Below are 13,205 nucleotides of genomic sequence, written 5' to 3'. Positions count from 1 at the left end.
CATCAAGGCCCGGCGAGCAACAATGAAACGCCTGCCGGCTATCTCACTGGGCGACCGCCGACCATATCACATCAGCCGCCTTGATTTCCTTGCGCCGGCGCAGTCACCGTCAAAGTCACATTCGCGCGCCGGGCAAGCTCACTGGCGGAAATACCGACAAAAGGCTGCACGCGAGAACGCTGGCTGAGATCGCAACTGGCCGCCCCCGCCGCGCCGTCCAGCACTTGTTTAATGGCGCGCGCACCCATCGGACTGATCGGCCCGCTGTTGCTCAATTGCCAGGCCAGCATATCGGCCACCGCCATACCGCAACGCCAGGGCGTGCGGTATAGGCCAGCATCGTGCTCCAGCAGCATCTTTGCCTTGCCTTCTTTGCCCAGACGCAACATGGTCACAAGCGGCAGGGCATCAGAGTCGTTCACACCGTCGATACGCACGCTTGGGTCCGTACGATCCGATGCATCTGCGCCCTTTTCCAGCCATTCCTGGTAAAGGTCATCTGGCAACCACGGCAAGCTAAGGGGCGCAATGTTGCTGTTGACCAGACCAGTGGCGTCATTTGCGCGGGTCAGCGGCACACCGGCAGCCAGCAATCGTCCGGCAGTCGCACGCAACTTGGCGCGCTGGCCATCCCATTCCGCGCTGTTCTGCTTGATGGTGGAACGGATCTCTACTTGATTCCACACGCCCAGCAAGCTGGACAAGGATTCCGGCGTCAACGGCAACTGCGGTGGTTTGGCAGCTTGCGCCAATTGGTCCACCAACTCGGGCTGCATCGTGCGGGCAGCGAGCGCCAGTGCTTCGTTCAAGCCATTGCGTTCGGGCGCGGTTCTGTTGGTGCTGTATCCGCCCACCGCGGCATCCGCGCCATGGGTCAACGCAAACGTTACGCGCTCAGGAATCGGATACGTGACCACTGGCGTCAGTTCGCCGCTGATGGATTCACGCATCGCTTCCAGCAGCGGCGTTTCCCACATGGCTTGGTTACCGTAATACATGCGGATGTATGCGGCATTGATATCCGCGCCCTTGGCCAGCAGCAACTCGGCGAACCAGAACTTCTTGGGCGTGCCCATGGCCGCATGCAAGGCTGTCCGGCCGTTCTTCTCGCGGGCGTTCGGATTGGCGCCTTTCGCCAGCAGATAACGCAAGCTTTCCTGATCTTCGGCGTAGTACGACGTGCGCCGCACCAGCAACGGCGTGCCGTTGTAGTCGACGGCGTCCAGCGGCGCGCCAGCGGCGATCAGCGCATCCGCCAGCGCATAGCGTTCGGCAGCCGGGCGCGTGTCTTTGGGGTCCGGCAATGCACTGGCCAGCAATACGTAGCCATTGTTGGGCCCGTCTGCGCGCGCGCCTGCCGCCAGCAGCGCCTGCACGATATCCAGCTGTTTGCCGGACACGGCCGCAGCCAATGCCGACGTGCCGTTTTCGTTGACGCCATTGGGGTCTTGTCCTGCGGCCAGCTCAGCGCGCACGGCGCTCAGGTCGGCTGCCTGGATCGCTTTAAAGATCGCCAGCCGCGGCCGGCATGCGTCCGCAGTCAGCGCTTTTTCGTTCAACGCAGCGCTGATCCGTTGGGAGATAGCGCCGGGGATCGCATCCTTTGCATTCAGGCGGCGTGTGCAATACAGCCGGTAGTCCTCGCGCGCCAAAGCTTCTTGTACACCGCGCTTTTCGCCGACCTTCCGGGCCTGCGCCCACCGAGCATCGGCCCGGTTCAGATAGGCCGCCGTGCGCGCGGGATCACGCCGCAGCACATCGGTAAGAATGCGGTCGGCCTGCACGGTGTCGCCAGACTCTGCCAGCCAGAAGCCGTAGTCGTTCAAGGCCGTCAGCATCTCGGGATCTTTGCCCGTAGGATCGATCTCGCGATAATCCTGCTCCATGACAAAGCGGCGCAGGTCGGCCAACGCACGAGCGAACTCAGCGGTTTTGGCCCGCGGAATGGCGCGCGCCACTTGGTGCAGCGTGCGGAAGGTGGACGTGACATCCAGCGGGCTCTGGTGCTCAAACCTCACCTCGGCGGGAAACGACTTCAGCCGGCCGGGGTAGTTCGTCAACGCCTGCCGCAACGTGGCCAAAGCTTGCGCCTTGCTGGCTTCGTCCCAAGGGCGGCTGGCGGTAACAACAGCTAGCTTGTCATCCGCATTGACGGCAGACGCTGCCCCGGCGGCATCCACCAGGAAGCCGTCGGCCCGCGTGTCGTCCGCATCGTTATAGGTGTAGCCCACCCAGTAGAAAACCTCGGTATCGCGCGGCGACCTGACGGACACGTTTTCTGCACGTGATGCTTTCCACTTTGCAGGGTCGATCACCAGCGGCTGCGAACGGAAATCCAGACGGAATTCCTTGCCCGTGCCTCGCACGTAGCGATACAGGTACAGCCGGTTCTCCATCTGGCCAACCAGCACGGCGTCCTTGACGTTCTCGGTGCCCCATGCGCGCCTTTCAGGCTCTCGAAGCGGATAACGCGACAGCCGCATGGATTCGATAACTTCGCCGATGTCGGACGCCACCGCCGCTTGCGGCGCGGCCGCCAGACTCGCTAGTGCCAACAAAATAGCGCCGGACATTCGGGACACTGCGGGGAAAAAGCTGCGCGGCATGCGAAAACTAAGGCCAGGTAAATCAGGGACGATGATCATAACCCCCGCCCGCCGCCCATACCGGGTATGTCCTGAGACGCTTTTGTCCACAATATCGAATTCACGGATGGCTTTCGTTATATATTTCGCGATATAACGATTTCATTAACAGCTTAATCACTTCCCGCCTGCCGCTACCCCATGGACGCCGTGCTTACCTCCTCCCCCGCCCTGGACGACGCTCCCCCGCCAGCCCAGCGGTTTGCTCGCGCCCTGCTGCATCACGCGCCGCCCAGCCATCCCGACGCCGGTTTTTTCGCGACCGTAATCGGCACCAGCCTGGCCCACCAAGACTTGGCGCGCACGGGTTTGTGCCCCGAAGAGCTCAACCAGATGCTGGACCATTTATTTCCTGGCGCGCTGACAGCAACGGAACCGCGCCTTGCCATGCTGCAAACGCAATATGCGGACTATGCCCAGCGCGGCAGAGGCGATCCTCAACCCGGCTTTACCTTGTTGCTGCGCGTGCTGCTGGACGCCTACCGCGCGCCTGAACCCGATACCACGCCCTGGGTTACGGGCGTACTGGTACACGCCTGTTTGCGGCCCGACCACCTGTGGCGCGACCTGGGCTTGTCCGGCCGCGAGGACGTCACCTTTCTGCTCGCTCGCCACTATCCGGGCTTGGTCATGCGCAACGTGCGCAACTTGCGGTGGAAGAAATTCCTGGCGTATTCCGCGTGCGAACATGCCGGACTGCCGCCCTCTGCCGCGCCCGGGTGTCCCAACTGCGAAGACTACGGCGTCTGCTATACGGATACGCCGGACTGACCCGGCGCTAGAACCGGTAGGTAGCGCCCAACCCCATCCCCAGGCTGCGGCCAGCGGCCGGCTCAAAGTAGCGGCCGTTGCTTTCATTGACGATCACCGATCCCGCATAGCGTTTGTCGAGCAGGTTATCCACTCGCGCGTACGCATTCAGTTCCCACGGGCCCAGCCTCTTTATGTAGCCTGCGCTCAACGCCGCCACGAAGTAGCCTGGCGCGTCCTGATCATTGGCGTCATTCACATAAATCTTGCTCAAGTAGCGGCCTTCCACCGAAGCCTGCCAACCTTCAGGCGGCGCCCACGCCAGGGACGCGAATACCGCCTGACGCGCAATGCCGGGGATCTTGTTGCCAGCGCGGATATCGCCCGTGCTGTCATCCGCGTAACGCGCGTTCAGCCAGGTATAGGCGAACTGCGTGCGCCAGTGCGGCGCGATCTCATTGGACCAGCCCAATTCAACGCCATCCCGCCGAGTGCGGCCCGCGTTCTGAAAACTGGCGCGCCCGCCCGTGCTGCCGGCTGAGACAATCTCGTCATCGGTGCCGGTGTGAAACACCGCCGCAGTCAGCAAGCCGCCCGCCATTGCCGCCTTTACACCCGCTTCAAGGTTGGTGCTCAGTGATGGAGACAGGCCGAAGTTCAAGCCTGGCAAGCCACCGGGCCGATACGAGATTTCGTTAAGTGTCGGCGTCTCGAATCCGCGGCCATACGAAGCGTAGAGACTGACGTCAGCATTCACGGCATAACGCAACGCCGCCACGGGCAGCAGCTTGCGATATCGGGCGTCGCCGCTGTCATCCCCATTGCCCGCCGCAACATAATGATCGCGGGAATCGAAGCTGACTGTGCTGTAGCGCAGGCCAGCATCTACCGTCCATCGCTCCGATGCATTCCACGACGCTTGCAGGTAGGGGTCGGCGTTATACACCGTGTTGGTCTCGTCTCGCCGCAGCGCGCCTTGCACACCCAATTGCTGGTTGGCGCCTGTACCAATGAAGTTCTGATAACCCTTGCGGTCTTCTCGCATCGAATCGTAGGCAAAACCGCCGATCAGCGTGAGCGGCCTGCCAGCCACATCCAACTCGGATGTCCAGCGCACATCGGCGCCGCCATATTGGCGCTTCAGATCGATGACGCCGCCTGCCTGCGTGGGCGCCAGTTGCGCCGCCGGGGGTATCGACTGGTATTGGGTCGTATCGCGCTGACCGTAGTACGCCATGACGCGCAAGGTATTGCGGCCGTCGATGTGGCGTTCGTAAACGACGCCCCCCTGTGTCTGCCGCACCGTCTTCCGGGTGTTGAACTGCTCGGCCAGCGGCGCGCTGCGCGGGTCGTCCTGAAACTGCTGATACGTCAGGCCCAAAGGGTCCTGCGCCTTCAGATCCACGCTATTGACCACGATGGTCAAGCGGCTGGCATCGTCCAGTTGCAAGCCCAGCTTGGCATTAGCCAGGTTTTTACGCGCCGCGCTATGGTCGCGATAACCGTCAGTGGTGAAGCGCGTGGCATCCACCACATAATCCAACTCGCCCACGCCCGTGCCGCTCGCACCGCTGGCCTTCATGCCATAACGCCAGGTCCCATAGCTGCCTGCCCACATACTGGCCGTCAACAATGGCGGCGCCGTGCCGTCTTCCGTAAAGACCTGGATCACGCCGCCCGATGAATTGCCGTACAGCGCCGAGAATGGGCCGCGCAAAACTTCCACGCGGTCAATCGAACCGATATCAATGTTGGATGTCTGGCCTTGTCCGTCTGGCATCGTGGCCGGAATGCCATCCACGTACAGGCGCACGCCCCGCACGCCGAACGTGGATCGCGCGCCAAATCCGCGGCTGGATATTTGCAGATCCTGGGCGTAGTTCTGACGGTTCTGAATTTGCAGACCCGGCACGCCCGCCAACCCTTCGGACAGATTGATTTGGGGCTGCCCCCGGCGCATGGCCACGCCATCGACCACATCCACCGACGCAGGAGTGTCGAGCACTGCCGTGCCCAGACGGGTGCCTGTCACCACAACGGGGGTCAATACCGGCGCCGCTTCTTGCGCCTGCGCGGTCATGGCGGGCAGCAGCCAGATCAGTAGAACAGCCAGCCCAAAGCGCCGCCTGAGCGCAGGCGCGCAATCATCAGCCGTTACGCCGGCGAAAGCGGCATGCTCCGTGCAGGTCTGCATGATGAACATTCTCGGACGCAGGGAATTCAGGCCCCATTATCATTGCTGCGCGGCGAAAGCGCGCGCTATCGTAGCTGCCAGTCCCGACATGGGTTCTAATAATGGCCATGGATAAATCGCAAGACATTGAACGCCGCCTGCTCGAACTGGAGGTCAAGTCCAGCTTCGCAGACGATCTGCTGGAGCAACTCAACCAGATCATCGTCCGCCAGCAACAGCAGATAGACCGGCTACAGCGCGAAGTCGCGGACCTGCGTCAGCAGACGCCTGAAGGCGCGGCTCCATTTCGCAGCTTGCGAGACGAGCTGCCGCCCCACTATTAATAGCGGTAACGCAGCAAACGGCCCAGCCGCCGCAACGGCGGCACCCGGCGCATCAGCCAAACCAGCATTCGTGAAGGCCATGTGAATCGGGCCCATTGTTTGCCATCGCCCTCTTCATATACCCATTGTTCGGCGCGCAACCTCAAACCCGGAACCTGTGATTCCAGGTCCTGCGGATTGCCCAGACTCCAATGAGTCAGGGCGCCAGTCTGCCGGATCATGCGGTTACGCCTGACCATCGCCAGTCCCCAGCGGCTGTAGGCATCGAAGGCAATCTCGCCGGACGGAAATTGCGTGGTGACGGCGCGCAGCAGCTGCAACACCTCATCTTCCTGCAAATATAGGAACAAGCCTTCGGCCACCACCAGCGTGGGCTTATCGGCCGGAATTTTGGCCAGCCACGCCAGATTGGCAATCGGCGAACCCAACAACTGATAACCCGGGCGCGACGGATACAGCTTTTTCCGCAGTTCGATCACGTCGGGATAGTCCACGTCGAACCAGCTGACATCAGGCGGCGGGTCGACCCGGAACACGCGGCTGTCCAGGCCGCACCCCAGATGCAGCACCGTGGCGCCGCGATGCGCCGCAATGAACTCACGGACCCAGGCGTCCAAGGTGTACGCACGCATGGACAGACCGATCATCTCGTCCCGATTCATGCCCAATTTGGAAAAATCGTGATCAATGCGCGCAACAGCATCAGCGGCGTAGTGATCCCGCAACAGCGAATCCGGCAGCCGGCTTTCTTCGGCCTTGGCGTAAAGCGTAATCAGCAGGGTGGCTTTTTCATGCGTGAGATGAACCTTTTCCATGCTGATTCCCCTGGCAAGGCCTAAAACGCTATCACTTCCATTTATGGATGCTATTGGTTGATTTTTAAACAACCATCCCATTAATGGAAATATCTTTTACCGATATACGGGTTTATCCCTACCCTCAAACGGCGCATCATTCAGTCATCGGGAAACAGCAACGAACCACGACGGATAGGCCGCCGGATTCGCCCCCAGGCTCTTGAAATCGGAGATTCACCATGAAAAAGACCCTCGCTACCGCTTTGATGTTGTCCTTGGCCGCGCTCAGCGCCGGCGCCTACGCATCGCAAAACATCGAACCCAACAACGTACCGTTCCAAGGCGTCTACGGCACCCAGTATGAAGGCCCGACCCGCGCCCAGGTTCAAGCCGAACTGGCCGCCGCCAAGGCCGCAGGCCTGGTCACCAACGTCGAACCGAACAACGTGCCGTTCCAAGGCGTTTATGGCGCCCCCCAATCTGGCAAGACCCGCGCTGACGTACAAGCCGAGCTAGCCACCGCCAAGGCTGCCGGACTGGTGTCCAACGTCGAACCCAACGACATGCCGTTCTCCGGCGTCTACCACGGCAACTAAGCCGTCGCGCAACGATTACTCCCTCCCCTTGTTGTACCTTGGCCGCCGTTGATATGGCGGCCTTTTTTTGGGCGAGACACCATCACTTGCCACATTTTTTTCGCGATAGCGCATCCAGAGCCCGACCTCGCCCGTATGTCTAGATAAGGCACAACGCCCCGTCGCTCCGAAGCCGGAGGACCACAGTGCTTGACCCTTCATCAGCAGCAACTGTCAGCGCTTGCCAAGGTTGGTTCCACCCTTTGCGTTGCGCATGTTTGAGCCTGCGGGAAACCGCAACGAAAGTCGACGGATAGGCCGCCGGATTCGCTCCCAGGCTATTGAAATCGGAGATTCATCATGAAGACCTTTGCCACCGCCGTCATTTTGTCCTTGGCCACGCTGGGCGCTGCCACTGCACACGCCTCGACGAATACCGAACCGAACAATGTGCCCTTCAAGGGCGTGTATGGCACCAAGTCAGAGGGTCCCACGCGTGCCCAGGTGCAGGCCGAATTGGCCGCCGCGAAGGCTGCCGGCCAGGTGTCTAACGTAGAGCCTAACGCCACCCCCTACACGGGTACGTCTCGCCCGATGTGATCTGGCGCAGACGCCAATGAACGCCGTGCTTGGGCCGCCTGATGCAGGGCGGCCTTTTTTTGGAGGTGACGCGGCCCCCGCTCGTGGCAAAAGAGGCTGTTTCGCGTACTATCGGCTCACTATCAGGCATGACAGCTTGACTCATCAGACAGGGAGCCCATCTTGAAATACACCCGCGTTCTCGCCGCTATGCTCGTCGCATGTGGCATGTCGGCAACAGCAGTTGCCGCGCCACCCGTAATGCTGAATAACTCGCTTATCACGCAGATCCCCAAGGGAGATCGCACTTCATTTCATGAAGCCGTGGCACAAGCGCTGAATAGTTCTGCCGATGGCCAGCGCACCGACTGGGCAAGCAAGACTCAGCCCAAGCGTGCCGCGCCTATCACCGTGCAGCTCACGCCCACGCAAACCACCAAGGTCAAGGACGATCGCGTCTGCCGATTCCTGGTCGCCGATTTTGCGCGCACAAGCACGACCGAGAACTGGAAGTTCTGGTTCTGCAAGCAGCCCGACGGCACCTGGAAGGCAAGCAGCAACTAAAGCCTCCTGCGATCAGGAAAGCCCTTCGGGGCTTTTTTTGTTGGATCGCGGCTTGGCGGATGGGGCAGAGTACTCACATAAGTCAGCCCGCGCTGCCCGGACCGCCCAAAGAAAAAGCCGCCAAGGTTTAGCTTAGCGGCTTTGCGTTCATCGACGTTTGGCGCTTACGCCCCGGTTTCGATCCGGTTGGCGTCCAGCACCGTCATGGCGGTCATGTTGATGATGCGGCGCACGGTCGAGCTCGATGTCAGGATGTGCACCGGGGCATTGGCGCCCAGCAGGAACGGGCCGACAGCCACGTTACCGCCTGCAGCTGTCTTGAGCAGGTTGTAGGCGATGTTGCCGGAATCCACATTCGGGCAGACCAGCAGATTGGCTTCGCCCTTGAGCGTGGACGACGGCAGGATACGCATGCGCAGCGCTTCATCCAGCGCGCAGTCGCCGTGCATTTCGCCATCGACTTCCAGGGCAGGAGCGCGTTCGCGCACCAGTTCCAGCGCGCGGCGCATCTTCGCGCCCGACGCCGAGCTGCCGGAACCAAAATTCGAACGCGACAACAATGCGACCTTGGGCGCCAGGTTCATGCGCGCCATTGCCTGGGCCGCCATCACCGTGAATTCAGCGATCTGTTCGGCCGAAGGTTCATCGTTCACGTGGGTATCCACCAGCACGACCGTGCGCTCGTTGAGCAGCAGGATGTTCATGGCAGCGTAGACATTGTCGCCAGGGCGGCGGCCGATCACTTCATCCACAAAACGCAGGTGATCGTGATAGGCGCCCACGGTGCCGCAGACCATGCCGTCGGCATCGCCCAGGTGCACCATCATCGCGCCGATCAAGGTCAGGCGGCGGCGCATTTCCACGCGCGCCATTTCCTTGGTAATGCCGCGGCGGCTCATCAATTCCCAGTACGTCGTCCAGTACTGATGGAAGCGTTCGTCGTATTCCGGGTTGGTGACTTCCACGTCTTCGCCCAGGCGCAGACGCAAACCGAACTTCTCGATGCGCGACAGCAGCACCGCAGGACGGCCCACCAGGATGGGGCGAGCCAGACCTTCATCGACGATCACCTGCACCGCGCGCAAGACGCGTTCGTCTTCGCCTTCGGTGAACACGATGCGCGATTTGCCACCGCCGCGCACGATGCGCTTGGCCGCCGAGAACAGCGGCTTCATGAACGCGCCCGAGTGGTACACGAACTGCTGCAACTGTTCTTCGTAGGCTTCCAGATCCGCCAGCGGACGTGTGGCCACGCCGCCGTCCATTGCAGCTTTAGCCACAGCCGGGGCAATACGCACAATCAGACGAGGATCAAACGGCTTGGGAATCAGGTATTCAGGGCCGAACGAAATGTCGTAGGTGCCGTAAGCGGCAGCCACGACTTCATTTTGTTCTTCTTCCGCCAACTGGGCGATGGCATACACCGCCGCCATTTCCATTTCACGGGTGATGGTGGTTGCGCCCACGTCCAGCGCGCCACGGAAGATGTAGGGAAAGCACAGCACGTTGTTGACCTGGTTCGGGTAATCCGAACGGCCAGTCGCCATGACCACATCGTCGCGCACGCCGTGCGCCACTTCTGGCAGGATTTCGGGCGTAGGGTTGGCCAGCGCCAGGATCAACGGACGCGGCCCCATCACGGCAACCATTTCCGGCTTCAGCACGCCACCGGCCGACAGGCCCAGGAACACGTCAGCGTCATGGATCACTTCGGCCAGCTTGCGGGCGTCCGTCTTTTGGGCAAAGCGCGCCTTGTCCGGGTCCATCAATACGGTACGGCCTTCGTACACCACGCCTTCGATGTCGGTGACCCAGATGTTTTCCAGCGGCAGACCCAGGTCCACCATCAGGTCCAGGCACGCCAGCGCGGCAGCGCCTGCGCCAGAGGTCACAACTTTGACCGTCTTGATGTCTTTGCCCACGACCTTCAGGCCGTTGATGAAAGCGGCCGAGACGGTAATGGCAGTGCCGTGCTGATCGTCATGGAAGACCGGGATCTTCATGCGTTCACGGAGCTTGCGCTCGACGGTGAAGCATTCCGGGGCCTTGATGTCTTCCAGGTTGATGCCGCCAAAGGTGGCTTCCAGGCCGGCAATGATCTCGACCAGCTTGTCCGGGTCGGTTTCGTTGATTTCGATGTCAAACACATCCAGGCCGGCGAACTTCTTGAACAAGACCGCCTTGCCTTCCATCACCGGCTTGGAAGCCAGCGCGCCAATATTGCCCAAGCCCAGCACAGCGGTGCCGTTGGTGATCACGCCCACCAGGTTGCCGCGCGCGGTGTATCGATACACATTGGCCGGGTCCGCCACGATTTCTTCGCAAGCAGCGGCCACGCCGGGCGAATACGCCAGGGCCAGGTCGCGCTGATTGACGAGCGGCTTGGACGCCACCACTGAAATCTTCCCCGGGGTGGGGAACTCGTGATAGTCCAATGCTGCCTGGCGGTCCGATTGCGTGTTCATGGGGCAAAGCCTCCTGTCTTGAATATGCAAAAATTCTAGGTCCGAAGACATAAGGTGTTTATTCGGATTTAATATTGTCCCATCACCATTAACTTATGCCTTGTCTATGACACCCTTTAATCCGGACGAGGTCATTCGCAAACTGACGACTCGTCTGAAAATGCGCCATCTGGTGCTGCTGTTGCAAATTGAGCAGCATGGGTCGCTCACGCGGGTGGCGGAACATATGGCCACCAGCCAGCCTGCCGTGACCAATGCGCTGGCCGAATTGGAAAGCATGTTTGACGTGCCGCTGTTTGAACGCTCGGTCCGCGGAATGACGCCCACCCCCCTGGGCGCGGTCGTGCTGGCCCGCGCGCGCGGTCTGATCCACGACCTGGGCCATCTGGTCCAGGAAATGGAGGCTGTCGCCGCAGGCCACGCCGCGCATCTGCATATTGGCGTCATTCCCTTTGTGTCGGGCCAGATGCTGTCGGGCGCCATCAGCCGCACCTTGCCGCAGGGGCGGCAGATCACTGCCACCATCCACGAAGGCCAGGGGCCTGCCCTGTTGCGCCAGCTGCGCGACCACACGCTGGACATCGTGGTGGGCTGGGCGACCCCGTCGGTGGAGCTGAGCAATATCGATTTCGAGGTGCTGTACCACCAGCAACCCCGCCTGATTGCCAGCCGGCGGCTGGCTGCCCGTCTGGGCAGATCGCGCCTGGAATGGAACCGGCTGGCCGACCTGGACTGGATTCTGGGCACGCCGGGCAGCCCGATCCGAGAGCAGGTGGCCGACATTTTTCTGCGTGCGGGCCTGGCGCCTCCCACACCATCGGTGCAAAGCGATTCGTCCAAGCTGATTGGCGAAATGATTGTCGCCAGTGACCGCGCCGTGTCGATCCTGCCTGCCGATATCGCCGACGAGCTTGTGCGCATCGCGGGCGCGGCCATCGTGCCCTATTCCTTTGACTGGACTTTGCCGCCGATCTCGCTGTTTACCCGATCGGATGGACTGCGCCGCAACGTTGACGCGCTCTTTGCCGCCGCACTGCGCGAGGCGTATACCAAAGGGGCGCGCCCTGCTTTCTAAGGCGCGCTGAATTGCTAAGAAATGCAAACGCCGCGTCCACGCGGCGGCGCGCCCTCCTATACTTGCCGCGCCAGATTTCATGCCAGGAGGGCACGCAGCTTGTTCACCTTTACGCACGCCGCCGCAGGCCGCGGCGCGATTGCCCTGCTCAGCCTTGCCGCGCTGACCCTGCTGTCGGGCTGCAACTCATTGCTTAGTGAAGGCACTGGCGCAGGCGCCGGTATCGCCGGTACCGCCATTGCCAACAAAGTCACCGACAACGCCACCGTAGCCACCGGCATCGGCCTGGGCGTGCAGGCAGGCGCCAAAGCCGCCCTGGCCTATGCGCAACGCAAAACCCGTGGTGAAGAACAGGACGCAATTGCCAGCGCTGCCGGACCGCTGTCTGTCGGCAGCGTGGCGTCCTGGAACGTCAAGCACCAGATTCCTATTGAAAACGATGCGCGGGGCCAGGTGTCCGTCAGCCGTCTGATTGGCGGCGTGGGCCTGGAATGCAAGGAAGTCGTTTTTTCGATCGACACGCCTGCGGAGAAGGCTGGCGCCGAACCGCTGCGCGAGTTCTACGTCACGACTGTCTGCCGTGACGGCGAGCACTGGCGCTGGGCCAGCGCCGAGCCGGCCACGGCGCGCTGGGGGTCCTTGCAGTGATGCGCCGGGTTTGCCTGTTGGCCCTGGCCGCCAGCGTCACGTTAAGCGGTTGCCAGAGTTCATCCATCGGCGGCGCGACCGGCGCAATCGTCGGTACGGTCAGCGGCGCCGCGACCGCCAATCCGGTGGCGGGTTATGCCATTGGCGTCACCGTGCAAGCGGTTGTCGACGCGACAGTGAAGTACGTGCTGCGCGAATGGAAAAACGATCAGCAAAATGTCATGGCCAACGCGGCGGGGGAATTGCCCATCGGTCAGATCCGCCAATGGCAGATCCGTCATGCGCTGCCTGTCGGCAATGAACGCGGAGGCATTCAAGTAGTGCGGGAAATCGACTCGCCGCTCACGCGCTGCCGCGAAGTGCTTTTCACTATCGAAGAAGAGAACGCGCCCGCCCCCGCCTACACCAGCCTGATCTGCCGCCAGCAGAACGGACAGTGGAAATGGGCCGCCGCCGAACCTTCCGTGGCACGCTGGAACGGCCTGCAATAAGCTTGATCGCGTAGGCCTGCGCAAGCGATACTGGTCTAACCCTGGCCGGATTGCCCCTGGCATCCGGCCTGAAATTGCCCCTGTTTTTCCCGCCACGCC

The 13,205-nt window shown here is 61.6% G+C and carries 12 protein-coding genes; 8 read left to right on the top strand and 4 right to left on the bottom strand.

Translation table 11 applies throughout. The annotated features are described in order from the left end of the window. Positions 1 to 71: 71 nt before the first annotated feature. A complete protein-coding gene (locus RAS12_RS28090; protein WP_306943573.1) occupies positions 72 to 2,573 on the bottom strand; it encodes an ankyrin repeat domain-containing protein in 2,502 nt (833 codons plus the stop codon). A 213-nt stretch (positions 2,574 to 2,786) separates the two neighbouring features. Between RAS12_RS28090 and RAS12_RS28085 the strand changes: the two genes are divergently transcribed. Beyond that, positions 2,787 to 3,416: a nitrogen fixation protein NifQ gene (locus tag RAS12_RS28085; protein WP_306943572.1), complete on the top strand. Its 630-nt coding sequence runs from the start codon at positions 2,787 to 2,789 to the stop codon at positions 3,414 to 3,416. Positions 3,417 to 3,423: 7 nt separating this feature from the next. Here RAS12_RS28085 and RAS12_RS28080 read toward each other — a convergent pair whose 3' ends face one another. Continuing rightward, positions 3,424 to 5,475, bottom strand: coding sequence for a TonB-dependent receptor domain-containing protein (locus tag RAS12_RS28080; RefSeq protein ID WP_306951660.1), 2,052 nt, complete (start codon positions 5,473 to 5,475; stop codon positions 3,424 to 3,426). A gap of 221 nt (positions 5,476 to 5,696) precedes the next feature. On the opposite strand from RAS12_RS28080, the gene RAS12_RS28075 reads away from it, so the two are divergent. Continuing rightward, positions 5,697 to 5,912: a SlyX family protein gene (locus RAS12_RS28075; RefSeq protein WP_306943571.1), complete on the top strand. Its 216-nt coding sequence runs from the start codon at positions 5,697 to 5,699 to the stop codon at positions 5,910 to 5,912. Here the strand turns inward: RAS12_RS28075 and RAS12_RS28070 are convergent. Beyond that, entirely contained in the window at positions 5,909 to 6,727 is an 819-nt protein-coding gene (locus tag RAS12_RS28070) for a class I SAM-dependent methyltransferase (protein ID WP_306943570.1), read from the bottom strand. The two genes, RAS12_RS28075 and RAS12_RS28070, sit on opposite strands and share 4 nt — an antisense overlap. A 221-nt stretch (positions 6,728 to 6,948) precedes the next feature. On the opposite strand from RAS12_RS28070, the gene RAS12_RS28065 reads away from it, so the two are divergent. From RAS12_RS28065 to RAS12_RS28055, 3 genes are all read left to right on the top strand, one after another. Further along, positions 6,949 to 7,305 carry a DUF4148 domain-containing protein gene (locus tag RAS12_RS28065; protein WP_306943569.1) on the top strand — a complete coding sequence of 119 codons (357 nt, stop codon included), beginning with the start codon at positions 6,949 to 6,951 and terminating at the stop codon, positions 7,303 to 7,305. Between the two features lie 339 nt (positions 7,306 to 7,644). Next, a complete protein-coding gene (locus RAS12_RS28060; RefSeq protein WP_371321227.1) occupies positions 7,645 to 7,884 on the top strand; it encodes a DUF4148 domain-containing protein in 240 nt (79 codons plus the stop codon). Positions 7,885 to 8,046: 162 nt separating this feature from the next. Beyond that, a complete protein-coding gene (locus RAS12_RS28055; protein ID WP_306943568.1) occupies positions 8,047 to 8,427 on the top strand; it encodes a hypothetical protein in 381 nt (126 codons plus the stop codon). A gap of 164 nt (positions 8,428 to 8,591) precedes the next feature. Here RAS12_RS28055 and RAS12_RS28050 read toward each other — a convergent pair whose 3' ends face one another. Then, positions 8,592 to 10,892 (bottom strand): NADP-dependent malic enzyme, encoded by a 2,301-nt coding sequence (locus tag RAS12_RS28050; RefSeq protein ID WP_306943566.1) that lies wholly within the window; start codon positions 10,890 to 10,892, stop codon positions 8,592 to 8,594. 106 nt (positions 10,893 to 10,998) lie between these two features. Here RAS12_RS28050 and RAS12_RS28045 point away from each other — a divergent pair, with 106 nt between their 5' ends. The 3 genes from RAS12_RS28045 to RAS12_RS28035 all read left to right on the top strand — a co-directional run bounded on the left by RAS12_RS28045 (position 10,999) and on the right by RAS12_RS28035 (position 13,106). Next, entirely contained in the window at positions 10,999 to 11,967 is a 969-nt protein-coding gene (locus tag RAS12_RS28045) for a LysR substrate-binding domain-containing protein (protein WP_306943564.1), read from the top strand. Between the two features lie 99 nt (positions 11,968 to 12,066). Beyond that, positions 12,067 to 12,615, top strand: coding sequence for a hypothetical protein (locus RAS12_RS28040; RefSeq protein ID WP_306943563.1), 549 nt, complete (start codon positions 12,067 to 12,069; stop codon positions 12,613 to 12,615). Next, positions 12,615 to 13,106: a hypothetical protein gene (locus RAS12_RS28035; RefSeq protein ID WP_306951659.1), complete on the top strand. Its 492-nt coding sequence runs from the start codon at positions 12,615 to 12,617 to the stop codon at positions 13,104 to 13,106. The genes RAS12_RS28040 and RAS12_RS28035 overlap by 1 nt, the downstream gene beginning before the upstream one ends. Positions 13,107 to 13,205: the final 99 nt, after the last annotated feature.

Source organism: Achromobacter seleniivolatilans, assembly GCF_030864005.1.
In the GTDB taxonomy this organism is placed as follows: Bacteria; Pseudomonadota; Gammaproteobacteria; order Burkholderiales; family Burkholderiaceae_B; genus Achromobacter; species Achromobacter seleniivolatilans.
Note: the sequence above shows the minus strand (reverse complement) of the source record. Positions and strands in the feature narration are given on the sequence as shown.